Origin of the sequence: Burkholderia sp. M6-3 (assembly GCF_050858985.1) — a bacterium.
Taxonomy (GTDB): Bacteria; Pseudomonadota; Gammaproteobacteria; order Burkholderiales; family Burkholderiaceae; genus Paraburkholderia; species Paraburkholderia caledonica.
This window is the reverse complement of sequence record NZ_CP110092.1, coordinates 228,235-252,971: the sequence shown is the minus strand read 5'-3', so window position 1 is coordinate 252,971 and position 24,737 is coordinate 228,235. Positions and strand designations below refer to the sequence as shown.

General features: G+C 60.3%; 22 protein-coding genes. 10 read left to right on the top strand and 12 right to left on the bottom strand.

Translation table 11 applies throughout. The features are described 5' to 3' along the window. Positions 1-361: 361 nt before the first annotated feature. The 5 genes from OH764_RS33765 to OH764_RS33745 all read right to left on the bottom strand — a co-directional run bounded on the left by OH764_RS33765 (position 362) and on the right by OH764_RS33745 (position 7,632). Entirely contained in the window at positions 362-2,137 is a 1,776-nt protein-coding gene (locus tag OH764_RS33765; RefSeq protein WP_498851725.1) for an acyl-CoA dehydrogenase family protein, read from the bottom strand. Between the two features lie 431 nt (positions 2,138-2,568). Continuing rightward, positions 2,569-3,750: an acetyl-CoA C-acetyltransferase gene (locus OH764_RS33760; RefSeq protein ID WP_498851724.1), complete on the bottom strand. Its 1,182-nt coding sequence runs from the start codon at positions 3,748-3,750 to the stop codon at positions 2,569-2,571. Positions 3,751-3,864: 114 nt separating this feature from the next. Continuing rightward, the gene (locus OH764_RS33755; protein ID WP_498851723.1) at positions 3,865-4,812 is read right to left on the bottom strand and encodes a LysR family transcriptional regulator; all 948 of its coding nucleotides are present in this window, start codon (positions 4,810-4,812) and stop codon (positions 3,865-3,867) included. 99 nt (positions 4,813-4,911) lie between these two features. Then, entirely contained in the window at positions 4,912-6,456 is a 1,545-nt protein-coding gene (locus OH764_RS33750; protein ID WP_498851722.1) for an MFS transporter, read from the bottom strand. 432 nt (positions 6,457-6,888) lie between these two features. Next, positions 6,889-7,632, bottom strand: a complete 744-nt coding sequence (locus OH764_RS33745; RefSeq protein ID WP_498851721.1) for a TetR/AcrR family transcriptional regulator — start codon at positions 7,630-7,632, stop codon at positions 6,889-6,891. 341 nt (positions 7,633-7,973) lie between these two features. Between OH764_RS33745 and OH764_RS33740 the strand changes: the two genes are divergently transcribed. The 9 genes from OH764_RS33740 (at position 7,974) to OH764_RS33700 (ending at position 18,059) form a co-directional block, all read left to right on the top strand. After that, the gene (locus OH764_RS33740) at positions 7,974-8,783 is read left to right on the top strand and encodes a Clp protease/crotonase-like domain-containing protein (RefSeq protein WP_498851720.1); all 810 of its coding nucleotides are present in this window, start codon (positions 7,974-7,976) and stop codon (positions 8,781-8,783) included. 11 nt (positions 8,784-8,794) lie between these two features. Then, positions 8,795-10,387, top strand: coding sequence for an acyl-CoA synthetase family protein (locus OH764_RS33735; protein WP_498851719.1), 1,593 nt, complete (start codon positions 8,795-8,797; stop codon positions 10,385-10,387). Between the two features lie 15 nt (positions 10,388-10,402). Then, positions 10,403-11,212 (top strand): Clp protease/crotonase-like domain-containing protein, encoded by an 810-nt coding sequence (locus OH764_RS33730; RefSeq protein WP_498851718.1) that lies wholly within the window; start codon positions 10,403-10,405, stop codon positions 11,210-11,212. 8 nt (positions 11,213-11,220) lie between these two features. Beyond that, complete coding sequence (locus tag OH764_RS33725) at positions 11,221-12,006, top strand: Clp protease/crotonase-like domain-containing protein (protein WP_498851717.1); 786 nt, start codon at positions 11,221-11,223, stop codon at positions 12,004-12,006. A gap of 219 nt (positions 12,007-12,225) precedes the next feature. Next, the gene (locus OH764_RS33720) at positions 12,226-13,578 is read left to right on the top strand and encodes an MFS transporter (RefSeq protein ID WP_498851716.1); all 1,353 of its coding nucleotides are present in this window, start codon (positions 12,226-12,228) and stop codon (positions 13,576-13,578) included. Positions 13,579-13,664: 86 nt separating this feature from the next. Beyond that, entirely contained in the window at positions 13,665-14,414 is a 750-nt protein-coding gene (locus tag OH764_RS33715) for an electron transfer flavoprotein subunit beta/FixA family protein (protein ID WP_498851715.1), read from the top strand. 2 nt (positions 14,415-14,416) lie between these two features. Further along, complete coding sequence (locus tag OH764_RS33710) at positions 14,417-15,349, top strand: electron transfer flavoprotein subunit alpha/FixB family protein (RefSeq protein WP_498851714.1); 933 nt, start codon at positions 14,417-14,419, stop codon at positions 15,347-15,349. Positions 15,350-15,449: 100 nt separating this feature from the next. After that, positions 15,450-17,096: an electron transfer flavoprotein-ubiquinone oxidoreductase gene (locus tag OH764_RS33705; protein WP_498851713.1), complete on the top strand. Its 1,647-nt coding sequence runs from the start codon at positions 15,450-15,452 to the stop codon at positions 17,094-17,096. A 204-nt stretch (positions 17,097-17,300) separates the two neighbouring features. Beyond that, positions 17,301-18,059 (top strand): 3-hydroxyacyl-CoA dehydrogenase, encoded by a 759-nt coding sequence (locus OH764_RS33700; RefSeq protein WP_498851712.1) that lies wholly within the window; start codon positions 17,301-17,303, stop codon positions 18,057-18,059. Between the two features lie 491 nt (positions 18,060-18,550). Here the strand turns inward: OH764_RS33700 and OH764_RS33695 are convergent, their stop codons facing one another. From OH764_RS33695 to OH764_RS33665, 7 genes are all read right to left on the bottom strand, one after another. Continuing rightward, positions 18,551-19,633 carry a hypothetical protein gene (locus tag OH764_RS33695; protein ID WP_498851711.1) on the bottom strand — a complete coding sequence of 361 codons (1,083 nt, stop codon included), beginning with the start codon at positions 19,631-19,633 and terminating at the stop codon, positions 18,551-18,553. A 16-nt stretch (positions 19,634-19,649) separates the two neighbouring features. After that, a complete protein-coding gene (locus OH764_RS33690; RefSeq protein WP_498851710.1) occupies positions 19,650-20,522 on the bottom strand; it encodes a hypothetical protein in 873 nt (290 codons plus the stop codon). A 145-nt stretch (positions 20,523-20,667) separates the two neighbouring features. Continuing rightward, entirely contained in the window at positions 20,668-20,985 is a 318-nt protein-coding gene (locus OH764_RS33685; protein ID WP_498851709.1) for a type II toxin-antitoxin system RelE/ParE family toxin, read from the bottom strand. Then, entirely contained in the window at positions 20,982-21,251 is a 270-nt protein-coding gene (locus OH764_RS33680) for a type II toxin-antitoxin system ParD family antitoxin (protein ID WP_088176933.1), read from the bottom strand. The genes OH764_RS33685 and OH764_RS33680 overlap by 4 nt, the downstream gene beginning before the upstream one ends. 192 nt (positions 21,252-21,443) lie before the next feature. Next, positions 21,444-21,893: an SET domain-containing protein gene (locus OH764_RS33675; RefSeq protein ID WP_498851708.1), complete on the bottom strand. Its 450-nt coding sequence runs from the start codon at positions 21,891-21,893 to the stop codon at positions 21,444-21,446. Positions 21,894-21,965: 72 nt separating this feature from the next. After that, positions 21,966-22,319 carry a hypothetical protein gene (locus OH764_RS33670; protein WP_498851707.1) on the bottom strand — a complete coding sequence of 118 codons (354 nt, stop codon included), beginning with the start codon at positions 22,317-22,319 and terminating at the stop codon, positions 21,966-21,968. Positions 22,320-22,354: 35 nt separating this feature from the next. Beyond that, positions 22,355-23,389: a DNA-binding protein gene (locus OH764_RS33665; protein ID WP_498851706.1), complete on the bottom strand. Its 1,035-nt coding sequence runs from the start codon at positions 23,387-23,389 to the stop codon at positions 22,355-22,357. A 166-nt stretch (positions 23,390-23,555) separates the two neighbouring features. Between OH764_RS33665 and OH764_RS33660 the strand changes: the two genes are divergently transcribed. Further along, positions 23,556-24,731: a tyrosine-type recombinase/integrase gene (locus tag OH764_RS33660; RefSeq protein ID WP_498851705.1), complete on the top strand. Its 1,176-nt coding sequence runs from the start codon at positions 23,556-23,558 to the stop codon at positions 24,729-24,731. Positions 24,732-24,737 lie beyond the last annotated feature (6 nt).

The following is a 24,737-nucleotide window of genomic DNA, read 5'->3' as shown; positions in this document are numbered from 1 at the left end:
GTCGTCTAATTTGACGCGGCATGTATGGTCAGCGGTGTACTGACTGGTGGGCAAAACTTTTCGCGCGAGCATCAAGACATGCCGCCCGGGCGCCGCACCCTGGGACACCGGCGCAAACATGCCGAGTCGACATCTCTCATGATGTCCCGGTGCCGGCATGCGCCCCGCTCTCCGCTAACACTCAGTGACAGCCACCAAACCAACAATTATTGGCAGACGATGCGCGTCTGCCTAGATGATAGCCAAGGCCTCGTCGCTTCTCCGCACACGACAGATATTTCATTGATAGAGAGGACCCCACCGAGCCTGGAAGCGAATTAACGCATCGAGTGGACGCCCGGATTTGGCGCCCGCCGGTATATTAGAACTCATCTTCCGCTACCGCCATGAGAGGCCCAGATCCCGTTTTAACCGTCCGGGAAAAATGCTCGGCCTCGGGCAGGACGCGCGTAAAGAAGAAATTAGCGACCTTCAGTTTCTCGCTTGCCAGTGCCTGATCTCCACCCTCACCAACTGAAAGCGCCGCACGCGTTATTTTTGCCCACGCGAATCCCATTGCGACCAGACCAAACAGTTGGAGGTAGTCGTGGCCCGCTGCACCGTTCAGGTGGGGGTCTGCTTCAGCGCCTGCGGTTATGAAATCCGTTGCCGATCGCAGGTTCTCAAGGGATGTCTCGAGTTCGCGGGCAAAATCTGGACGCAACTCCGCCATGCCAGAAATTTCTTCCTTAACTAGCGCGAAGAAGCCGGCGACCGTGCGGCCTTCGTTCAGTGTAATTTTGCGACTGACCAGATCGAGCGCCTGGATACCGTTCGTCCCTTCGTACAGCGGAATGATTCGGCCGTCCCGAACGAACTGTTCTACTCCCGTTTCGCGAATGTAACCGTGGCCTCCGAAGACCTGAACTGCCGCATTGGTCGCCACGAACGAGCGGTCACTGAAGAACGCTTTGAGAACCGGGGTCAACAGTGCGAGGATATTTTCGCATTCCGATCTCACTGCCGGGTCAGGATGTTTGTGCTGGCGGTCTAGCTGAATGCCGGCCCACAACCATAGTGCACGAGCACCGTCCACGAACGACTTACCAACCAGCAGATTGCGTCGCACGTCAGCGTGGGAAATAATTGGGACCGGCGACGCCACCGCATCCGCGCCCATGCCACGTCCCTGCCGCCTCTCCAGCGCATACGTTCTGGCAAATTGCAATGCTGCCTCGGCCAACGCCACGGCCTGGACGGAGACACCAAGCCTAGCCGTGTTCATCATGGTGAACATTGCCTTCATACCTCGGTTAGGCTCTCCGATGAGCCAACCTGTCGCCCCGTCGAAAACCAGACTCGCCGTTGCTGATGCCCGGATCCCCATTTTGTGTTCGATGCCGCTACATTCCACCAGGTTTCGCACCGTCCAGGTTTGATCCTGCGCCTGCAGCTCCTTCGGTACTGCAAAGAGGGATATGCCCTTGATGCCCGCTGGAGCGTCCCGAAGCCGGGCTAGCACCAAATGCACGATATTTTCCGACAGATCGTGCTCACCGCCCGTCACAAATATTTTTGTTCCGGTCACGCGGTAGCTGCCATCGTCTGCGGGTTCCGCACGGGTCTTCAGGAGGCCAAGGTCCGAACCGCAGTGGGGCTCCGTGAGGCACATCGTGCCTGTCCAACGCCCGTCAATCAACGGGGGAAGGAAGCGTTGCTTCAGATCCTCGGATCCGTGGGCCGTAATTGCGTTGATGGCTCCCTGACTCAAACCGGCGTAGGTGCCAAACGCCATATTGGCCGAGCACACCATTTCTCGCAGGAGCAATCCAACGACGTGCGGAAGACCCTGCCCACCGTACTCCTGCGACGCCGTCAGCGCCGGCCACCCGCTCTCGCGATAGAGAGCGTAAGCACCCTTGAAGCCCTTTGGAGTCCGAACCTGCCCGTTCTCCCATACGCAGGCCTCTTCATCTCCACTGCGGTTCAAGGGAGCGAGCTCTTTCTCTGCCAGGCGCGCTCCTTCGTTCAGCACTGCATCGACTAGTGCAGGCGTTGCATCCTCGTATCCCGGGAGGCTGGCAACCGCCTTCGGATAATCAAGGACGTGCTCAAGCAAAAACGCGTATTCACGCAATGGCGCAGTGTAAGTTGGCATCGACGTTAGCCTCAGATGTGTTGCGGCGGTCCAGGAGGACAGCCGAGCGGGGTAGCGGGGGGCAGGATCCAGCTCCAGGGACGACATTTGTACGCGCCGGCCCCGGCGCCGCTGCAATCGTCGCCGACGCCTTCTCACGTGGCGACGCATCGCTATCACGACCGCCGCACGGTGCCGACATGGAAGATGTGAAAATGTCTGCCACCAAACTTAACACTGATTATATTGAGGCAATCTAATCTCTGTCAAGATTGCGTTTTCCCCTGGCAACGGCAGCGTTTCGTGCGCACAGCTCCCTTCTGCTCGACACTGGAGGTCCAGGATTGCACGCAGATCATGGCAAGTCCGAAGTTGGGTGAACAAGTTCCGGCTTGCACGCATCGCGGCAAGTCGGTTGAACTCCATCGCGCCGGAAAGTGCTGTTTTGGGATTTAGAGCCGTTCTAGTGCTAATGCGACCCCCATCCCGCCGCCCACGCACAAGGACGCAAGGCCCTTTTTCGCGTCACACCTTCGCATCTCGTGCAACAGTGTGACGAGAATTCGACAACCCGATGCGCCGATAGGATGGCCAAGCGCGATTGCCCCGCCATTAACGTTTACCTTGGATGTATCCCAGCCCATGAGCTTATGCACGGCCAGAGCCTGAGCAGCGAACGCTTCATTGATCTCCAGCAGGTCAAGGTCGCTGATGTCCCAGCCCGCGCGTTCCAGACAACGATGTGAAGCAGGCACCGGCCCTATGCCCATCACCTTCGGATCGACACCGGCGCTCGCGTAGGCCTTGACGCGTGCAAGCGGCGTCAGCCCGAGCGCTTCTGCTTTCTTGAGCGACATCACAAGGACTGCGGCCGCGCCATCATTAAGGCCCGAGGCGTTAGCTGCCGTCACTGTTCCGTCCTTGATGAAGGCCGGCCTCAGGCCTGCGAGCGATTCAGCGGTCACGCCATGACGCACGAATTCGTCCGTGGCGAAGCGCAGCGGCTCGCCCTTGCGTTGCGGAATCTCGACCGGCACGATTTCGTCGTCGAAACGTCCTGCCTTTTGCGCGACTTCGGCCTTGTTCTGCGAGAGCGCCGCGAACGCGTCCTGTTGCTCGCGCGTGATACCAAACTCGCGAGCAACGTTCTCCGCCGTCACGCCCATGTGATACTGGTTGTACACGTCCCACAACCCGTCGACGATCATTGAGTCGGCGAGCTTTGCGTCACCCATGCGGAAGCCGTCGCGCGAGCCAGGCAGCACGTGCGGAGCGGCGCTCATGTTTTCCTGGCCGCCCGCGATAACGATTTCAGCCTCACCGGCGATAATTGCGCTCGCCGCGAGCATCACGGCTTTCAGCCCTGAGCCGCACACCTTATTGATCGTCATGCCAGGCACCTCCTCGGGAAGCCCCGCAGCCATCAAAGACTGGCGCGCCGGATTTTGCCCGCTGCCTGCTGTCAACACCTGCCCCATAATGACTTCGCTCACCTGGTCGGGCTCCACGCCTGCACGTTCAAGCACCGCGCGCATCACTGTTGCGCCCAAATGCGGCGCGGCAACTTTCGCAAGGGAGCCGCCAAATTTCCCGACACCGGTGCGCGCGGCAGAAACAATCACAACATCACTCATGGCATAGTCCTCTATAAGCAAAAAAATCTGCGCGCCTCAGCCGCGGGCTCGGCCATGACTGCACGAGCAATCCGCTATACAAAGCGCTGTCAAGTCCCCACAAAGACCGACGGCTTAAAGTTGTTTCTCTTGCAGTGCGCTCAAAGCATTCAGATCTGCCTGCAGCATGACCGGGACATGCTCCTGCAGGAAATCAATCCACGTCCTGATCTTGGCATCGACATAATGACGCGACGCGTAGAGCGCATAGATTGTCATCCTCTGGAGGGAATAGTCATGCAATACCGGCACTAGTGAGCCGTTGCTTAGCGAAGGCAGTGCGGTGGATATCGGCAAGGCACCAATACCGATCCCCGCCCGGAGTGCAGCGGCGAGCGCGTCTGCGACGTTGACGTGGAACGGCGCAGTCGGCAGCGCAAACGTCTCTGAGCCACTGCGGCCCTCGAACTGCCAACGCCCTAATGGAAAAAACGGCGTCGCAATTTGAAGGCATACGTGATTTGCAAGGTCCGCTATGGTTCGTGGCACGCCCCGCTTTTGCAGATAAGCGGGCGCTGCGCAAAGAATGCTGCTTGATTCGCCGAGTCTTTGACTAACCAATCCCGAGTCGGGCAGATCACCAACCGCTAGCTGCAGGCTTACGTCATAGCCGTCGTCAAGAAGGTCCGGCACGTGCTGCGACAATGTCAGATCCACGGAAACGGATGGAAAACGTTGCTGATACTCGACGACAGCAGGCGCAACATAATACTGTCCGAACCCGGATGTTGCGTGGACGCGCAGCTTTCCGGCCGGCCGAACGTGCGCACCGGCCGCTTCGGCCTCTGCCTGATCTATGTACCCGAGAATATGTTCGCAATGACGAAGGTAGCGATCGCCGGCTTCCGTTAAGGCAATTCGGCGTGTGGTCCGGTTTAGCAGGCGGGTACGCAAATGGATCTCAAGATCAGAAACCGCGCGAGATACGGCACCGGTCGTGGTGTCGAGAATCCTCGCGGCCTCAGTAAAGCTCCCCGCCTCGGCGACACGTGCAAATATTCTCATGTTTTGAAGTGTGTTCACGGTGTTTTACCTTATTGTGAGTGAGTCGCCACGAGCAAAACGCTTGCGTATCGAGCGCGATTGTGGCCGTTCAATCGACGTTGTCTGGCTGACTGGAAATCAGTCGATATGCCTTTGCCAGATTGCAAAAAGGCCAGCGCAAAGGGCCACAATCATCATGAATTTGAACCCGTCCAATGCAGTGAGAAAACTGGCCTGTTGCGTAACGATCCGCTGAACGGTCGCTAGCGCGGCCAGGTGCGCCTGCCCCGGTGACTGACCGGCAGACATAAGCCCCGAAGCAAGGGCTTGTGCGGCAGCCTGGTAGTTCGGGTTATAGGGGTTGACCCATTCTGAGAGTCGCGTTTGATGAACTGCCTGTCGGTGCTGTTCGACAATGATGACCGATGCAGTCGCGAAAGATATCGTCAACTGCCTCACTATGTTCTTCAATCGATATCCGTGCGAAAACTCTTCGATCTGAAAGATGCGAAATGTCAGGTTTGCCACCGGCAAAACGATGAAGAGCAGCAGCAGACCGCGCAGCAGCAAAGGCAACAATAATGCGTTCTCGCTCACGTCTGGCGACATCATCGTCATCAGCCAGGAGAGCAACGCAGCGATGGTGAATCCGCAAACTACGAGCCACTTCTTCCGCGTTATCAACCTCGAGTATCGGAAATAGGCGAACAGAGCACACGAGGATAAAAGCGAAGTCAGGCCCACGAGTCGCCCTGCGTTCTCAACGGGATAATCGAGGCGCCCTTCCAGAAATCGCGAAACGAGATAGCTAAGCCCGGTCGACTCGTAGTAGTAGAACATATAGAGGACGAGACCGACCTGGAAGGTACGTTCTTTCAGCGCGTTCAGCCGCACGAGTGGTGTCGGATGATCCCACTGCTGATAGACAAACCATGCCAAAGCTGCAAGTCCTGATATGCACAGAACTACAAGCAGCGGCGACCCTGTGAAGAGCTCAAATCGTACGCGCTGCATGACAATTTGCAGCGCGGCCTGAGCAAAAGCAAAAGCCAGATAGAGAGCAAAATGCGCACTTCCGCGTTTTTCCGAAGGCACCTTCCCCGAGCCGGGCACGCAAAAAGCCGCAAGGGCAGCAAATGCGGCTGCAAACGGCGCGGTGCATGCGAACAGTGCGCGCCAGTCCAGATGCGAGACAAGGAAACCGCCGACAAGCGGTGCCAGCGCGCTGCTCATAACGATAGATATGAGGAACAACCTGATTGCCCCGGCACGTTGCTGCAATCCGAAGTTGTCCTGAATGATAATTCGACACGCACCCATCATCGGCCCGATGAAGTAGCCCTGAAATCCGCGCGCCAAGGTCAGTTGAAATGACGTCTCACAGAAAGCGCATGCGACGGCACCAACCCCGTATAGCAGCATGCAGCCAGAAATGTAGTATCGGTTCCCTAACCGGTCAATCCACCATTGCTGCTGGACCACCCCAAGCACTGCTCCGACGGCATAGCAGCTGGACGACCACACCAGCTCGTCGGGCGATGCGTTTATGCCGCCCGCGATATAGCTTACGAAGAACGAGAAGATGGAGTTATCGAAATAATCAAGACCAGTCACAAGCGCAAGCACGAGCGCCAGCAGATTTCCGGGAGAGGAAGAGGGGTTGGTCGCCAGTGAGGTTGTCATGGTTCACTTCGCGCGAATCGATCCGGGCGATGAAAGCTTTAATGGTGGTTGCCTGCTTCTGGAGGACGCTGCTCAGAAAGACACTTTCTGGCGTGCGTCACTCGCTGGAGAAAAATCCTAGTTCCGGACCAACCTGCAAACCTTTCGCACTAATTGATGACGCGCAGGAAGACCCAAAAACCTTCGAGAGACGGCCTGCGACTCGTTCACAAGCACAGGAGCGACGCTCGCGGTCGAACCTTTTGGCGGTCAAGTCATCCGTCGGCACATGGGCGCACGGTGCCGCTCAGGCAGCACTAAAACTAGCCAGGCGCAACGTTCGGGTTCGACATTCCGCCGCTGTCCGATGGATGTGGCCGTCGCGTGCCGCTGATGTGAGTGCCTTCCCCCATGCCGGACAGCAGGAAAATCACTCCGGCCCTTGGTCGACGGCTAGCTTAGTTCCCCCGCCTGCTGCGCCGCCCCAGCGCTCTCTTCCTCGTCGTCAGCGATAGGCCGGAAACCGGTCACAAATAGGCGTGCAGCCTGGTCGATAAGCCGACGGTCACGGCCGATTACCTCTGCCAGGACTGGCGACGTGCGCTGGTCGACGATCAGATTCGCAAGCCCATGGTTGAGGGCCAGAAGCGTAGCCGTAGCCTCCTTTGCATCGACGTGCCGAATGCCGAAATCGACAATCATTTCTTCTACCCGTGCCGCCAAGGCCTCGAACGCCTCGGTGGACGCGTTAACAAGCTCCGGATACTCCTCTTTGCGTTGAACCTGAGTACCGTACATGAGGCGAAACAGGTTTGGCGTCTCTCTCGCAAACCGGACGTATCCGGCCGATAACCCACGCACCCTTCTTTCGAGCGAGTGATGCTTTATCGGAGTGGTCCGCAGGACCGCGCCGGCCCGCCGGAACCCCTCTGCGGCAAGCGCCGCCAAGAGCGCGTTCTTGTCCGCGAAGTGGTGATAGGGAGCGGCCTGCGACACGCCCAGTTGACGGGCGAGCAACCGCAGGCTCAGTTCAGCCGCTCCGTGTTCCTCCAGCAGCTCAAGCGCGCCCTCAATTAGTGCGGGCCTCAGGTTGCCGTGATGGTAGGCCGCCTTAGGCTTGCGCGAGCCGCTGGCTTTTCGGGAAGTGCCTTGGGCCGTTAGGTCGTCGGCATCTGCAGTGGCGCGCTTGGATGTCATATTTGAACCGGTTTCTGAAGAAAATTTAGCCGTCGCTCAGATTCGAGCCACGCCTGGACAACGCCGATGGCCTGCCGGGAAAAGTAGCAGTCGGTCGTGAAGCGACCCACATTCTATTCGAACGCGTGGGCCTTACCGCGCCCGTCTCACGCCCACCGCTTTGCCCCCCCGCCACCCGACCTGTCCAGCGCCTCCGCCTCACAAGACATTTCCAACGATACATGCACGAGCACGAAAAAACAATCTTGACAGTGATCAAATTCGCGTATCTAATCGCTGAAAGGATTGGTGCCGCTGCGCACCCGGGCGACCGCCCACAACTTCAATGGAAGAGACAGAAAATGAGCTATCAGGACATCATCTATGAAAAGATCGGCCATGTTGCCCGGCTGTGGCACAACCGGCCGGCGATGCGGAATGCCGAAAACACCAATCTGCTGGAAGAGCTCAATTCCGCTTTAAGCGAAGCCGAGGCCGATCCAGAGGTCCGCGTGATCATCCTCGCAGGCAAAGGGGGACACTTCTCAGCCGGGCATGACCTGAAAGAAGGACGCGAGCTTCGAATCGGATTTGGCGTGGAAGAGCGCTGGGCGTATGAGGAGCAGTACTACTTCAACTATTGTCTGAACGTACTGAACAGCAGCAAGCCGACCATCGCCCAGGTCGACGGTGCATGCATCGCAGGCGGCTTCATGCTCGCCAACATGTGTGACCTGATGGTCGCATCCGAGAACGCGTTCTTCGCCGACCCGGTCGTTCATACGATGGCGGTCGCCGCGGTGGAGGTGCTGATTCACCCATGGGTGCTGGGTGCGCGCAAGGCCAAGGAGATGCTTTTCACCGGACAACGTCTCACGGCCGCCGATGCACTGGCCGCCGGGATGGTCAACCGTGTAGTCCCTGTGGCGGATCTGGATGACACTGTGCTGCAGATGGCCAACCGCATTGCCGAAGCTCCCACCTTCGCCCTGAAGGTGCTCAAGAAGTCTCTGAACCGTACCTTTGACATCATGGGCCGCGAAGCAGCCCTGAAAGCTCACTTTGACACACACCAGCTCAGTCACTTCAGTGACGAAGCGAATGCGTTCAAAGCGAGCGGTGCGACCCATACGATCAGGCGCGACGCGTCCGGGCAATCAACGAACGTATGAGGTCACAGCCCATGAGCGCTCAGCCCTGGATCAAATATTACCCGCCTGGAGCTCTCGACGAGCTCGGGATGTCGGGACGACGGCTGCCGGACCTTTTGACCGATGCGACAGCGAAATTTCCGGCGCGCACCGCCCTTACAACGTCGACTGAAAGCTGGACGTTTGAACGCCTGGCTGCGGAAGCGCGTCAGTTCGCGGAAGGATTCCGCAACGCCGGCGCCGGTCCGGGAGCTCGCGTCGCCATCCTGTTGCCAAACATGCCCGAATACGTCGCGGCGCTATTTGGAACGTGGATTGCCGGGGCCGCAGTCGTGCAGGTTAATCCGGCCTACGTCGCCCCTGAGATCGAACGCATTCTTGCTCATTCGGGTCCCTCGGTTCTGGTAACTACGCGGGAGCAGATGAAGAAGATGGCCAACGGAGGCGTCATACCAGATATGACTGTTTTTCTGGTCGGCGATGCAGGTGGCACATCTGTAGTGGCCGCCGAAGTCAATGATGCACGCGCGAAGGGTTCAGGGTGGCCAGATCTGCCTTCCCACGTTGCAGTTCTTCAGTACACCGGCGGGACGACCGGTATGCCGAAGGCTGTCATGCTTAGCCATGAAAACGTCCTGTCCAACATTGAGCAGCGACTGCGATTGACGTTCAAGGCCATGCAGGTGCCGGATGCCGCCAAGATCGTGAACGCGCTGCCGATGTGTCATGTGTTCGGGCTGACCTGTGTGACATTGATGGGCGTTTCGACAGGCATGAACCAGTTGATCGTTCCCCGCTTCCAGGTAAGGACGGTCCTTGAGTTAATCAGAGACACCAAGCCTTTCGCGTTCTTTGGCGTGCCGACTATGTACGCCGCTTTCCTGAGAGAGACAGACCTCGAAGAATTCGGGTTGGACCACGTGCCGGTGTTCAACTCTGCGGGAGCGCCGATGCCATTGGCTCAACTTGCCCGGTTTGAATCACGGGTGGGTGCCAAGGTGCTGGACGGCTTCGGCATCAGCGAGGCATCCCCCACTACCCATACAAACCCGACGTTCCTTCCGCGGCGGGCAGGCAGTTCCGGCATCCCCGTGCCCTTTACCGAGGTGAGAACCTTCGTGCCCGGAAGCGATGAGCTTGTCGACGTTGCACCGGGAGAGCCGGGAGAACTGGCGATTCGCGGCCCCCAGATCATGCAAGGCTACTGGGGTAATCCGGAACTTACCGCGCACACGCTCAGGGACGGTTGGCTGCTCACCGGAGACCTGGCGCGCATTGACGACGACGGTTACCTGTACATCGTCGGCCGACTCAAGGAGGTCATCGTCGCGAGCGGCTACAACGTGTACCCCGCCGAGATCGAGCGCGTTATCGCGCAAGTCGAAGGGGTCGCCGAAGTTGGCGTTGTAGGCATACCGGACGAGTACCGTGGCCAGACCGTCAAGGCAGTGATCGCGGCGGCTCCCGGCGCAACGATAGACCGGGATGCAGTCATCGCGCGTTGTAAGGCAGAACTTGCACCGTTCAAAGTCCCAACCGTACTGGAAATTCTTGAAGAACTGCCCAAAACGGCGGTGGGAAAAATCGACAAGCTGCGGCTTACTCCGCCCAAATCATCCTCCTGAACGGACTCGGACATCATGAATCTTGCAGATCTTGACCTCACCTCGGATGCACGCACCGTCACGCGGCACAAACTGGGAAACCTGCTTCTCATCGGTCTGAACCGGGTGCCGAAGCGCAATGCGTTTGACCTCGACATGCGCGAGCAACTGACGCTCGCCTACGGCGAAATGGAACGTGACAGAGAGGTCCGTTGCGCAGTGCTATATGCGCATGGCGGCCATTTCACTGGCGGCCTCGACCTTGCGCAGGTAAGTGATGCGTTGCAAGGCGGCAATGGCGGCATCCCTGAAGGCGGCGTTGACTGGCGGGGGTTCTTCACTGCTCCGCGCAGCAAACCGGTTGTTTGTGCGTTGCAGGGATGGTGTCTGACACTTGGTATTGAGATCGCACTGGCTACCGACGTCCGCGTCGCGGCGGAGGACACCCGCTTCTCCCAGATGGAAGTCAGCCGCGGAATCTATCCTTTTGGCGGAGCGACGATCCGGTTCCCGCGCGAAGTCGGCTGGGGCAACGCAATGCGCTGGATCCTGACAGGCGAAGCATTTGACGTTCGGGAGGCCCTGCGCATCGGGCTTGTACAAGAAGTCGTACCGACCGGAAGTCAGCTGCAACGTGCGGTCGCGATTGCGCAGTCGATTGCTGCACAAGCCCCTCTTGGCGTTCAAACTGCTCTGCGCTCCGCGATGCGGGCCGCTCGCGAAGGCGAACCGGCTGCGGCGGCGAATCTGGTTCCAGACCTGGTGGCATTGCTCAAGTCCGAAGATGCGGCCGAAGGCCGTCGCTCCTTCATCGAGCGGCGCCCAGCGAATTTCTCGGGACTGTGACACTCAGCATGGAAAACGTCACGCTGGACATCGAGGCACAGGTAGCGACGGTGACGCTGCGACGACCTGACGCAATGAATGCCTTGAACCGACCGACCAAAGAGGCGCTGCTTGCCGTTCTCAAAGACGTCGCGGCGAATAGGAACATTCGCGCCGTTGTGCTGACTGGTGTGGGCCGTGCCTTCTGCGTCGGGCAGGACCTGCGTGAACTCCGTGCTGATCTGGATACCGACGATGCAGCGGCTTGGGAGACGGTGCGAGATCACTACTCGCCTATCGTCAAGCTCATCGCTACCATGCCTAAGCCTGTGATCGCCGCCATTAACGGAGTTGCGGCCGGCGCCGGGGCCGCATTCGCGCTGGCATGTGATTACAGGCTTTCGTCTGCGAACGCGTCAATCAACTTCGCGTTCGCTTCGATCGGGCTCAGCGCAGACTCCGGAGCCACCTGGACCCTTCCCAGACTCATCGGAACAGCCCGGGCCAAAAGCCTGCTGATGCGGCCTAGCTCAGTCGACGCAACCGCCTGCCTGGCGTTCGGACTCGTCGACGAGATTGTTGAATCCGACCTGCTCGCCAAGCGTGCGGCGGCCCTGGCGGCGGAGTTCGCGGCAGGACCGACATTGGCTTACGCGGCAATCCGGCAAGCGTTGGTCTACTCGGCGAGCCATAGCCTCGACGAAACGCTGGCGCTAGAAGAGGATTTCATGAGAGAGACGGGCACTTCGGGAGATCATCGGGCGGCGATCGAATCGTTCCTCGCCAAACAAAAGCCAACATTTGGCGGGCACTGATACTTAAGTTGGTTGGCTACGCATGGAACTATTCATAAGTACAACTATCGGTATGGATAGATGGGCGCCCATACACCAAGTTTGTTAAGGGCATAAAAATCGGTTTTACCGAGCGTGGTGTACGACCAAGGTGGCAACTAACGCGTTGCCACAACGCATAGACGAATAAGACGCCGCCGAAAGCGGCCCGCCGTATTTCCATCTGGAGGAGAAACCATCGTGAAGATTTCCACTGAGTCGTCAGCCCGTGTGTCCACAAGCAGCTCGTCGATAGCGCATTCAACCGCCCGCGCGTGGTCAATTACGGCACTCATAGTCGTGTTTGCCACGATCAACTGGGCGGACAAGGCGATTATTGGCATCGTCGCCCAATCCCTTAAGGAAGAACTCGGGTTCACTTCGACTCAGATCGGGTTCGCCGGAAGTGCGTTTTTCTTCTTGTTCAGCATCAGCGGCGCTGCACTGGGATTTCTTGGTGACAAGGTGCAGGTCCGTTGGATCCTCCTTGTGCTTGCCGCGCTCTGGAGCGTCATTCAGTTCCCCATGCTGGTAACGGGAAGCTTTCCCGTGCTTCTGATCACGCGCATCGTCCTTGGTGTCGCGGAGGGGCCGGCGACAGCCATGGCGAATACCGCCGTGTTTCAGTGGTTTCCCGCCGACAAACGGAGCTTCCCCTCCGCGCTTGTTACCGCTGGCTCCTCGTTTGCGAAAATTGCAGTGGCACCCTTGCTGGCACTCGTGCTGGCCGCCTGGGGATGGCGCGCCTGCTTCGCCACCATGGGGTTTGCAGGCCTGATCTGGTGTCTGGTATGGCTGGCGGTAGGCAAGGAAGGTCCTTACGCCCGCCGCCGGGACGCGCACAAGCCCGGCGCAATCGATGATGGTTCGCGCATGCCAGCGCAAACACTGCGGTTGCCTCTGCGCTCGATCCTTTTCACACGTTCGTTCCTCGGCGCACTGATCGGAACGTTCATGGTGTACGGCCTGGTTTCGGCTTCGATCACTTGGTTCCCGTCCTACTTCGAAAAGGGTCTCGGTTTTTCCCGACTCGAGTCTGGCCTGATGTTTGGCCTGCCAAGTATTGCATCACTCGTCACAATGTTTGGCTCAACCTTTTTCGCAGACCGACTGGCGTCAAGGAACCGCGCGACGCGAACCACTCGTGCATCGATTACGACGGCTTTCCTTGTAATCGGGGGCTTGGCGTTGGGCGTCGTGCCTTACCTCGGGAAGCCATTGATTGTCGTGGCCTTCCTGATTATCGGTTATGGCTGTGCGAGCGTGGCGCTACCGATGATGAATGCCGTCGTGTCGCAAATCACTCCGCCTCAGCAGCTCGCAAGCACACTCGGCATTTTTCTTGCCGTCCAGAATCTGTCCGGGCTCATCGCGCCGACGCTGGTGGGAGTTCTCGTCGACCGCGCATCGCATCCGCTGGGGGGCTATTCATTCGCTTACCAGATTTTCGGATTCGCGATTCTGGTCGGCGGCATTGCCATCGCGGTATTAGTGAATCCTGAGCGCGATGCGGCAACGCTGCAGCACAAACTTGAAGGCCCTAAGGGGCGTTAGCACGCGAGCGTAGCCCGCTGGCGATGAATGACAGGTCCGTCGTCGACGACGTCAGGCGAAGATGTTTTTTGTAAGGAAGGCGACAAATGAAGATACTCGTGCCCGTCAAAAGGGTGATCGACTACAACGTGAAGGTACGTGTGAAAGACGACGGATCTGGCGTTGACCTCTCGAACGTCAAGATGGCGATGAATCCTTTCGATGAGATAGCTGTTGAGCAGGCTGTGCGTCTCAAGGAGACAGGTGCTGCGACAGAAGTCGTTGCCGTCTCCTGCGGTACTGCTGCCAGTCAGGACACGCTGCGCCGCGCAATGGCGATGGGCGCCGACCGTGGCATCCTGGTGCAGACAGAAGCCGAGCTGCAGCCGCTGGCAGTGGCAAAGCTGCTGCATGCCCTCTGCGAGATGGAGCTGCCTCACCTCGTGATCTGCGGGAAGCAGGCGATTGACGACGACGCGAATCAGACCGGTCAGATGCTGGCGGCGCTCGCCGACTGGCCGCAAGCGACGTTTGCTTCGCAGGTGGTCCTTGCAACCGGCAGCGCAAAGGTCACACGCGAGATCGACGGTGGGCTCGAGACGCTGGAAATCAGGCTCCCCGCAGTCATTACTGCGGACTTGCGCCTGAATGAACCACGCTATGTGACGCTTCCGAACATCATGGAAGCAAAGAGAAAACCGCTGGATATCGTGAAGCCGGCGGACCTTGGTGTTGATGTCGCGCCACGACTCGCCACGATCAACGTGGCGGAGCCAGTTCGGCGCGGTGCGGGCATCAAGGTCGCCGACATGGCCGAGCTGATGCACAGACTGAAGACTGAAGCGAGGGTAATCTGATCATGACCGTACTTGTCATTGCTGAACACGACCACGATAGCCTTAAGGCCGCTACCTTCACGACAGTAGCAGCGGCCCGGCAGATTGACGCAGACATTCATGTCCTGGTCGCCGGCGCCCAATGCGGCGGCGCCGTTCAGGCTGCCGCGCAGTTGCAGGGCGTTACCGAGGTAAGGGTTGTCGAAGCACCCCACTACGAAAGCCAAACGGCCGAGAATCTTGCGGCGCTTGTTGTAGCCTCTGCCGAAGGTTACAGCCACATTCTGGCGCCCGCCACGACGTTTGGTAAAAACCTGGCGCCGCGCGTCGCAGCTCTCCTTGACGTTGCCCAAATATCAGACATCATCGCTGTAGTATCGGCAGATGTGTTTGTGCGCCCCATCTACGCGGGGAATGCACTTGCCACTGTTAAAAGCATTGACCCTGTCAAGGTCATCACTGTGCGTACTACCGCCTTCGACGCAGTAGGCAATGGCGGTAGCGCCGCGATCAAGTCGATCGAACCGGCAATCGACACGGCGCAGAGCACACTCTTGAACCGCCAGCTTAGCCAGTCTGCCCGTCCTGACCTGGCCACAGCAAAAGTAATCGTCTCTGGCGGTCGCGGCCTGGGCAGTAGCGAGAACTATCACAAGCTGCTGGAGCCGATGGCCGACGCGCTCGGAGCAGCGCTAGGCGCCTCCCGTGCCGCGGTGGATGCCGGTTTTGCTCCTAACGACTATCAGGTGGGCCAGACCGGAAAGATCGTTGCACCGGAACTCTATATTGCCGTAGGCATTTCGGGCGCTATACAGCATCTTGCCGGCATGAAGGACTCGAAGGTCATTGTCGCGATAAACAAGGACCCGGACGCGCCGATCTTTCAGGTTGCGGACTACGGTCTGGTTGGCGACCTTTTCGAAATAATTCCGCAGCTGAGCGCTGCATGCGCCTGAGCTTGCGCGTCATGCTGCAAATCTCTCCTGGCGTCGGTGGAAGGCAATAGTCTGCGCCGTCTCACGAAAGAGTTCGAAACACCGTTCTGGATACAGTGAAATGCAACGCGACTCGATGGACTTCGATGTGGTGATCGTCGGCGCCGGCCCTGCCGGTCTGGCGGCAGCAATCCGCCTCAGACAACTCGCAACGCAGAAAAAAGTTGACCTTTCCGTCTGCGTGATTGAAAAAGGTGCAGAGATTGGCGCCCACATATTGTCTGGTGCTGTGATGGATCCTCGAGCACTGACCGAACTTCTGCCCAACTGGAAAGAAGACGGCGCGCCCTTGAACACTGCCGTGTCGGAAGACCGTCTCCTCTTCCTTTCTGAACGCAGTGGATATCGGCTTCCGAACTGGTCTGTTCCCGGATGCTTCCACAACGAAGGTAACTACGTCATCTCTCTCGGCAATCTGTGTCGCTGGTTGGGGCAGCAGGCAGAGGCACTGGGCGTTGAGATCTATCCCGGATTTTCAGGTGCGGAAGTCCTGTTCGACGCGCAGGGCGCGGTTACCGGCGTCGCCACCGGCGACATGGGCGTCCTCAAGAACGGCGAGACCGGTCCTAATCACCAGCCCGGCATCGAGCTGAATGCCAGATATACTTTCTTCGCAGAAGGTTGCCGTGGTCACCTCGGCAAGCAGATCGAGGACAGATATTCGCTGCTTGAAGAAGCCGATCCCCAGACGTATGGCATCGGAATAAAGGAGCTGTGGGAGGTGCGGCCCGAGCATCACCAGCGAGGTCTGGTGATCCACACAGCAGGCTGGCCGATGGACAACTCGACTTATGGTGGAGGTTTTCTCTACCATCTTGAGAACAACCAGGTTGCAGTCGGCTTTGTGGTCGGCCTGGGCTACGAGAACCCGTACCTGTCGCCTTTCGAGGAGTTTCAGCGCTTCAAGACCCACCCGAACATTCGCAGCGTTTTCGAGGGCGGCAAGCGAACGGCCTATGGCGCGCGCGCCCTTACGGCGGGAGGGCTCCAATCCATGCCCAGACTCACCTTCCCTGGCGGCGTTCTTGTCGGCGACGACGCCGGCTTTCTCAACGCTTCGCGCATAAAAGGCTCTCACTGCGCCATCAAATCCGGAGCACTCGCCGCCGACGCGTGCTTCGCCGCCCTTGTCGCCGGACGACGCCACGATGAACTCGTCGAGTATCCGGAAGCGTTCAGGAAGAGCTGGCTCTATGACGAACTTTATCGCGCGCGCAACTTCAAGCCCTGGATGTCAAAAGGGCTGAAGCTGGGCGCATTAATGGCCGGTATCGACCAGATGGTCTTCCGCGGCAAGGCACCATGGACGCTGCGGCATCGTATTCCGGACTTTGCCAAGCTCAAGCGTGCGAGCCTGTTCAAACCCATCCGCTATCCCAAGCCGGACGGCTTGCTGACGTTCGATCGGCTGTCGTCAGTGTTCCTGTCTAACACCAACCATGCAGAAGATCAGTCCTGTCATCTGAAGCTGCGCGACGCGCGAACACCGGTTAGCGTCAATCTTGCCGCGTATGACGCGCCGGAACAACGCTATTGCCCGGCCGGCGTCTATGAGATTGTAAGTGACGGCGACGAAAGCGGGCCGAGGCTGCAAATCAACGCGCAAAACTGCGTGCACTGCAAGACGTGCGACATCAAGGACCCAACGCAGAACATCGTCTGGACCGTACCGGAAGGCGGCGGTGGCCCGAACTACCCGAATATGTAGTCAAGCGTTTGCTTAGCGATGTCTCGCAGGCAGAACGTGCGTCGCACGCCTACTCTGCGCGGCCGTGGCTTTCGCTGGCATTCGTGTACCAAATGGCTTAGCCGCAATGTGTTGCGTAGACGCGCCCATCGCACCGTGTAGGGGCCGCATGTTTAGCCCATCGGAAAATCAGCGCGGCCTGTCGCCGCGCGTACTGGAGGATCGATGAAAATCGAAGGAAACGTATTTATCGTAACTGGCGCCGCCTCAGGCCTGGGGGAAGGCACGGCGCGGATGCTGGCGGCTCATGGCGCCCGCGTTGTTATCGCAGACCTGCAGGAAGAACGAGGACACGCGGTCGCCGCAGAAATTAACGGAGTCTTTTCGCGCTGCGACGTAAGTCTCGAAGAGGACGCGAAGGCTGCCGTGGACGCAGGCGTGAGGCTGGGCCGAGTGGCGGGTCTGATCAACTGCGCAGGGATTGCCCCGGCCCAGAAGACGGTGGGCAAATCAGGCGTGCATGACCTCGCCATGTTCACGCGTACGATCAGCATCAACCTGATCGGAACGTTCAATATGATCCGTCTGGCCGCCGCCGCCATGAGTGCCAACGCTCCAGAAGTTACAGGCGAGCGCGGAGTGCTCGTCTCCACAGCTTCCGTCGCGGCTTACGAGGGGCAAATAGGACAGGCTGCGTACAGCGCGTCCAAAGGAGGAGTCGTCGGCATGACCTTGCCAATTGCTCGCGACCTTGCCAGTGTCGGCATCCGCAACATGACGATCGCTCCTGGCATTTTCGGCACACCGATGATTTTCGGAATGCCGCAGCAGGTGCAGGATTCGCTGGCGGCGGGAGTACCCTTCCCTCCCCGGCTCGGAACGCCGGATGACTACGCAAGGCTGGTCAGGCACATCATTGAAAATGACATGCTCAACGGTGAAGTGATACGCCTGGACGGCGCCATACGGCTATCTCCGCGATAGTCGTGGCCGAATGCTGCGACGTTCCCTTGATCGCTGTGCCTACATAACCGCCTGGGGGCTCGAGCGCCGGATCGATAAGGCTGAATCGCGGCACCAACGGAAACCAACCAGCGATCTTCGAATTCCATAGCAGCCAGTTTTGCCTTGCGGTCCCGCAACGGGGAGATTGTGCATGGCATGACCGTCATGTCTCCACTACCATACGGCCGTGCGATACGCGCGCGCCAGTCATAAGGATTTTAGATGGACTTTGCTTCTATCCGCAGACGCCTTTGCGATGCCCGTTCATAACCCGGCGTATCCCCGCTATGGAATTGCGCCGTCGTAGGGGGCGCATTGGTCCTGAACGCCGCCAGGTCGCGGCACTCTGTTGGACTTAGGTGCGGCCCGGCATACGGACTGCCACCGGCCGCACAGCCGGCGAGCAAAAGCACCGGGGCGGCGAAAACGAGCCATACTCCAGGCGCCCTTCGCATAGTACGTGTCCTACCCTACGATGGCGGCAACACGCCCCGGTTGCCTTGGATACCTACGCGAGTGCGACATGGCCGAAACGGAACAAATGGGCGAGAAGGATCAGACGACTCCGATCCTTCTTCTTCATCTGACCTCGCAATCGGAAGCATTGTACCCGCCCGGCTATTAGCAGCGCCGATCGGCGCAATGGCCCGCGAATGCACGTGGCGTCCGCACCCGTGCCTCTCGGGGTCGCTCCCGAATGACCTGCTCGCGACCAGGTCGCGGAGAATGCTGTCGGAACTCCTGTCCGGATATTTTTTTGCGATGGCACGGAATGTCGCGAGATGCGTGGTGGCCTGATTGGCTTCGATTGCGTAACGCCGATAGGCCTCGTCCATCATGCCCGACGACAGAAGGATCGCTTCGCATTTGCGGGCGATGGCGGCAGTGGGCGCATTCAGCCTCCTCGACGCTTCCGCGTAACGCAATGCTTCAGCCGAACGATTTAATGCGATCAGTGCATCCACCCCGTACTGGCGATACCCCCACCAGTTCAGGCGCGCGCCATTCACGAGAGCGAGTAGTTCCTCATGGCGCCGGGCGGCATTGAGCGCACTCAGGCAGGCGGTGGCGCCCGCGAAATGCTCCCCCAGTCCTTCAGCGCCCATCACGCGCGCTGTAATCGGCAACAACCTGTCTGCCCATAAAGACGCGATGGCGGGCGACGTACACAGGTCACCCCAGCGATCGCCCAGCCGTTCGATATACGGCATCGGGTCATCCTGGAGCGCATCAAACAGGCGTTCCAGCCAGCGCATCCGGACCGGAGCGGGCACGTCCACCCCGGCGATGACCGGCACAAGAGCATCGATTGTGCGATTCACGGCAGTACCGATAGCCCCCGACGAGCTGTCTACGTGTTCAAGCGCCGGCGAAAGCTTTTCGAGCAAAGCGACCGCACCGTCCGCCGCGAGAACAGGATCGGCACGGGCGATCTGCCGGATCTCTGCCAGCGCTTCTTTCAGACGCTGGATCGGCAACGCGGATTTCCAGCCGAAGGCGCCACGCCGGAACCGCGTGGCGAAACACCATTTGTGAGAGGTTGTGCGTGTCATGCTCCGGGGTGCCCGCTCAGCGCGTCTTCATATAGGCGGCGTACAGCGCCGTGTTGAGCGCCTGCAGTTCGCGCCGGGTTTCCAGCAGTTCGTGATGCCGGCCCTGCCGCTCCAGACTGAGTAACTGGAGCATCACCTTCGCCGCCCGCTCGGGCGCATTGCGCCGCGAAGGCTCTGCCTGTTTGAACAGCGGCGCGAGGCCGGCCTTTTCCGTGAGTACCCACGCCGGAAACCATGCGAGATTGTCAATGTCGCCGGCGCCGTCGAACGACGTATCGAAGTTGCGCCGCAACGTATTGACGCACGCGTCGCCAAGCCGGCTCAAAAGCTGGTCAAACCGGGATGGAGAAAGCCACGCAAGTTCCACTAGCAATGGCCAGGCCGCGTCCAGGCCATCGAGCCGGTAACGTGCCTCCGTCATCCAGCAAAGCGGCGCTGGAATCCGTCGCCAGGACGCGATGCGCGATATCGCATCGGAGGCCTCGGCCCACCGCGCAGCAAGCAGGAAGAGCGGCGCCGCGTGCGCATCCGCGTGGTCCGCACGGAAAGGCAGCGCAGCGGCGCGTCCGGCCAGTTCTGCCCAGAGCGGTGCGAGCCAGATCGCCCCGCTCTGCCTCGGGAACACATGCGCGACTGCGGGCTGCACCCCGTGAGATAGCGCCTGGCGAGCCTGCAGGGCGGCTTCGTGACGGTCAAACGGTACCGTGGATCGACCCTCAAGAGCACTGACCATCGACCCGAAATACACCTGGGCGACATCGTCCGGATACTCGTTCGCAAGGGCCTGCAGCGCGCGCCGCGCGCCCGCGGCATCGTACCGCTGCAACGCTAACAGGACATCATTGCGCAGCATCACGTCGCGGCTGTCGTTGAAAATGTCGAGCTGCATCCGTCGGATTCAGAACAGTTTGCTGGTCAGGCTGACGAGATTAATCCATTTGACCGCGCTTCTCAATTTCCTGTCGCGCTCATCGACTGACCCGACGATTGCGCGCCGGCCGCTCGCGTCAGAGGCCAGGGTTGCGGACGCGTCATCAGTCGTGTTCCGTCGGGTCTGCGAAAGCTGGTTCCCAAGCCTGCCCGCCGTAGAACACGCCAACGATTGACACCACCTCGGGATCCAGAAGGTAAGCAATGACCACGCGCTGCCGGTAGTGGGTCACGCGTAGGCCAGGTAACAGATCATCGCGCGGGACGCCGCGTTCAGGGAACGTCTGCAGGCGCAGGCAGAAATTCACGATGGCGTCCACGTAACGAGCCGCTGTGACGGGCGAACCCGCTTCAATGATGAACCGTTCTATGTCCTCAAGCTGGTCCCGCGCTTCCGGGGCAAACTGCACCCGGTAGGTCATGCAGCGCCCGAGCGCTTCTTCGCCAGGTGAGCGCGCACCTGCTCGGGCGTGAGCGCGCGCGCGGGCTCCGCGCGCAACGCTTCGGCCGCAGGCACCACTTCGTCGCGCAGCCAGGCTTCGATGGCCCTGTCGCGGGCCGCGAGGGTACGTAGCCCGTCGCGGATTACCTCGCTTTCAGAAGCATATTCGCCGCTGGCGACCTTGGTGCGGATGAGCTCGGCCATCTCGTTGGGCAGGGTAATGCTGAACTGCTGTGTGGTACGCATGGCGCTCTCCAGGCTGATAGGATTTAATCCTACTCCGTCGACGGGGGTGCTGGCAAGGCGCGCCGGCCTTGCGCAGATAACGTATGGCGGCTGCGTGCGACGGGACGGGACGGGACGGCGCTCAGCTTGACGGATCTTCCTGCGGCGAACCATTTCGAAGGAAATGCCGGATGCGCCCGTGAGGGGCGCGCTTTAATAGGCGCTCGCCGGGGCCAGCATCGAACCGCTACACCGCTTCGCTCCACAGCGGCAGGAGTAGTCGGCCAGAATCTCAGGGGTAATCGCCTCATAGATAGTGAGTCCATAGGCGATACAAAGCTCGTCGCCCGGCATCACGTCCCTGAGCGTCTCGATAAAAACCCGCCCGCGCTCGTCCTCGACCGCCTCGCAGTTCGGCTGGCAGGAGTGGTTCAGCCAGCGCGCGCTGTTACCGCCGATGCTGCCGTCAATCACCCGCCCGTCGGCCAGCCCGAAAATGAACGTATGCCCGGGTATGCCGGAGCGTCGGAACCGGGCCGAGGCCCGTCGCCACGAGGTCACCTCGCCGCGATATTCGAGGATCCGCTGGCCAGCGGAAATCGCGCATAGCGCGAACACCCCTCGCCCATGCACCGATGATTTCCTGACCGTCACGCGCCGCACTGCTAACTCCTGATCCGTTGAAGCCTGCGAGCATAGCGAGGCGCGCGCTGCGCGGCAACCGGCACGGTCGCGTCAGAACAACCGGGTCTGCCGGGGATCGCGTGGCGGGGGCCGGGAAACATCATTGCGGCCGGTCTGCCGGCGCTTACCGCGCCTGGGCCCGACCCGCTGCAGCCGTGCCAGCATCAGGCATTCAACTGTCCCATCGTTAAGGCGCAATTCGAATACGCCGGTGTCGCCGGACCGACACCGTGCGGTTGCGCGGAACGACAGGCGTAGCCCCCGATGTTTCGCGCGGGCGATCATCTGCGTGCGACTCATGCCGTGCCAGCAATCCGACATGAAGCGCGTCACGATCCCGGGCAGGGATTCGTGAGCAACGCCCTGTGGAAGCGTCAGTCCGGCGAGCAGGTAGAGATCAGCCATGCAGTCCATTTCCCTGGTGGCAAGTACCTTTGCGTTTATACCGCCTTTTTTCGACGCGTTGCTGGTTTGGCGGTCGGCATGGCGCGGGACGAACGGGTAGAACGTGATGTCTTCCGGACGGCAGCAGGGACACCCGACTGCCTGGCTTCCCGCGCACGCGTTTCCGCCTCCCGCAGCGTCATCATCTCCGCCTGCAGCCGCACATTTTCCGCCTGAACGGCATCCAGCCGCCCCTGCAGCACGCCCGCCTGATGACGCGCGTCGCCCAGTTGCGCCTGCACGGCTTCAATCGCACGGTGATGGTCGGCCTCCTTCCGGTCCGCGCGACGGGTGGCGTCGTCCAGCTCCATCTGCAGCTTCGTTGCGGTATTCCGCTCGCGGTCAATCTCCAGCAGGGCGCGCTTCTCGGACGCACGGAGCCGGTCTTCCGCGCGTTCAGCCGCTTCGCGCTGCTTTTCCAGATCGCGCGAAAACCCTTCCCTCGCCTCCACCAGTTCGCGTTCGCGCGCAGCCAGCGCCGCCCTCATGCGCGCCAGTTCTGCCTCGAGCGCCTGTCGCTGCGCATGCCCTTCGGCGTGCGCCCTGTCCAGCTCCCGCACCTCGACCTGCGCGGCAAGGAGCGCTGCGGTGCGCTGTTCGAGTGCAGTCTCGACGCGACCCAGTTCGTCGCGGACGGCAATCACCAGCTGCTGCGATTCGGTACGCTGTGCCTCGACTTCGCCACGGAGCGCGTCGAGCGCGGTGTCAGCCGCCGCAGTGGCGCGCGTCCAGAGGGTCGCGACCAGTTCACCGGCGGCCGCACCGAGATCGGCAGGCAGGTCCGGGTGCTCGATACGCACCCGGCTTTTCTCGCGCAGTTCCGTCCAGAACTCGCCCAGCACGGCGGTTGGTGTGCCCATGCTGCCCCGCTTCACGAGCTGGTACAGCCGGTTCGCGGTCGGCGTGATGCCATGGCGGAAGAACAGCAGCGCGCAGACCTCACGATACAGCTCGCGCGTTTTGGGGAATTCCGCCTTCAGGCGCTCGATGTCGGCGGCCAGCGCCGCATCGGGGGACAGGACGTCGCTCATCGGATTTTGGTTGAAGGATTTTGCTTAATATTATTACGTAAACCGGTGTATTCCTAATTGCGAGGGGCCAATATTTTGACATTAATCCTGTAATGTTGATTTTCTGGGGGCTATTGCGCATATCATTACGTCCAGACCCGCAACCCGCACCGCCCTCCTCCCGATCATGACCACCGCCCTGCCCGCCCCGCGCCCGCTCGATGCGCTGGAACTGTCCTCTGACCTCGATGGCCGTCACGGCACGAACCGCGCCAACGGACGCATGCAGGTCGCCGCTGACACCGATCTCGACGCGCTTCGCGCGTGGCTCGCGCGCTTTGCCGACACGAAAACCACGTTTGACAACTACCGCAAGGAAGCTGAACGGCTGCTGCTGTGGTCCGTACTCCAGATGGGCAAACCGCTTTCATCACTGACCCACGAAGACCTGCTGGTCTACCAGCACTTCCTCGCCGACCCACAACCGCGCGAGCGCTGGACAGCCAGTGGCGGGCGCAAGCACCCGCGCGGCGATCCGCGCTGGCGACCGTTCTATGGTCCGCTGTCCGCCACCAGCCAGCGCCAGGCGATGGTGATCCTCAACGTCATGTTTGCGTGGCTCGTGCAGGCCGGCTATCTGGCCGGCAATCCGCTGTCGCTGTCGCGTCAGCGCGCGCGCCGTGCGAAGCCGCGTATCACCCGCTATCTGTCGCCCGAGCTGTGGCTCGAGGTCAAGACGTACATTCAGGGCATGCCCGTGCAGACCGCTCGCGAGCGCGAACACCACGCACGCGTGCGCTGGCTCTTTACGCTGCTCTATCTGGGGGGGCTGCGCATCACGGAGGTCGGCACGAACACGATGGGACAGTTTTTCCGGCGCAGTGACGAAGCCGGCACGGATCGCTGGTGGCTCGACCTGATGGGCAAAGGCGGCAAGGAGCGGCTGGTACCCGCCACCGCGGAAATGATGATGGAGCTTGGCACCTACCGGCGGGCACGCGGACTGCCAGCGCTGCCCTCGCCGGGCGAGGACACGCCGCTCGTGCTGCCGGTTGGCCAGTCGCGCAAACCGCTCACGCGCGCGGCGTTACACCGGATCGTGAAGGATGTTTTCAGCGGTGCGGCGCAATCCCTGCGTGCGCGTGGTGAAGATCATGCGCCGCGCGCGGAGCGCCTCGAGCAGGCATCGGCACACTGGCTGCGTCATAGCGCCGGGTCCCACATGGCGGACCAGCAGGTCGATCTGCGCCTCGTGCGCGATAACCTCGGACACGCGTCACTGACGACCACCAGCCAGTATCTTCATGTCGACGATGATCGTCGACACCGCGAGACCGACGAGAAACACCGTATTGACTGGTGATGACGG

Bases quoted from the DNA above. Each gene is read 5' to 3' on its own strand.
- OH764_RS33665 (WP_498851706.1), bottom strand. From the start codon at position 23,389: ATGAGCGACGTCCTGTCCCCCGATGCGGCGCTGGCCGCCGACATCGAG.
- OH764_RS33710 (WP_498851714.1), top strand. From the start codon at position 14,417: ATGACCGTACTTGTCATTGCTGAACACGACCACGATAGCCTTAAGGCC.
- OH764_RS33740 (WP_498851720.1), top strand. From the start codon at position 7,974: ATGAGCTATCAGGACATCATCTATGAAAAGATCGGCCATGTTGCCCGG.
- OH764_RS33730 (WP_498851718.1), top strand. From the start codon at position 10,403: ATGAATCTTGCAGATCTTGACCTCACCTCGGATGCACGCACCGTCACG.
- OH764_RS33690 (WP_498851710.1), bottom strand. From the start codon at position 20,522: ATGCAGCTCGACATTTTCAACGACAGCCGCGACGTGATGCTGCGCAAT.
- OH764_RS33735 (WP_498851719.1), top strand. From the start codon at position 8,795: ATGAGCGCTCAGCCCTGGATCAAATATTACCCGCCTGGAGCTCTCGAC.
- OH764_RS33705 (WP_498851713.1), top strand. From the start codon at position 15,450: ATGCAACGCGACTCGATGGACTTCGATGTGGTGATCGTCGGCGCCGGC.
- OH764_RS33750 (WP_498851722.1), bottom strand. From the start codon at position 6,456: ATGACAACCTCACTGGCGACCAACCCCTCTTCCTCTCCCGGAAATCTG.
- OH764_RS33725 (WP_498851717.1), top strand. From the start codon at position 11,221: ATGGAAAACGTCACGCTGGACATCGAGGCACAGGTAGCGACGGTGACG.
- OH764_RS33700 (WP_498851712.1), top strand. From the start codon at position 17,301: ATGAAAATCGAAGGAAACGTATTTATCGTAACTGGCGCCGCCTCAGGC.
- OH764_RS33695 (WP_498851711.1), bottom strand. From the start codon at position 19,633: ATGACACGCACAACCTCTCACAAATGGTGTTTCGCCACGCGGTTCCGG.
- OH764_RS33745 (WP_498851721.1), bottom strand. From the start codon at position 7,632: ATGACATCCAAGCGCGCCACTGCAGATGCCGACGACCTAACGGCCCAA.
- OH764_RS33685 (WP_498851709.1), bottom strand. From the start codon at position 20,985: ATGACCTACCGGGTGCAGTTTGCCCCGGAAGCGCGGGACCAGCTTGAG.
- OH764_RS33670 (WP_498851707.1), bottom strand. From the start codon at position 22,319: ATGGCTGATCTCTACCTGCTCGCCGGACTGACGCTTCCACAGGGCGTT.
- OH764_RS33765 (WP_498851725.1), bottom strand. From the start codon at position 2,137: ATGCCAACTTACACTGCGCCATTGCGTGAATACGCGTTTTTGCTTGAG.
- OH764_RS33660 (WP_498851705.1), top strand. From the start codon at position 23,556: ATGACCACCGCCCTGCCCGCCCCGCGCCCGCTCGATGCGCTGGAACTG.
- OH764_RS33760 (WP_498851724.1), bottom strand. From the start codon at position 3,750: ATGAGTGATGTTGTGATTGTTTCTGCCGCGCGCACCGGTGTCGGGAAA.
- OH764_RS33680 (WP_088176933.1), bottom strand. From the start codon at position 21,251: ATGCGTACCACACAGCAGTTCAGCATTACCCTGCCCAACGAGATGGCC.
- OH764_RS33715 (WP_498851715.1), top strand. From the start codon at position 13,665: ATGAAGATACTCGTGCCCGTCAAAAGGGTGATCGACTACAACGTGAAG.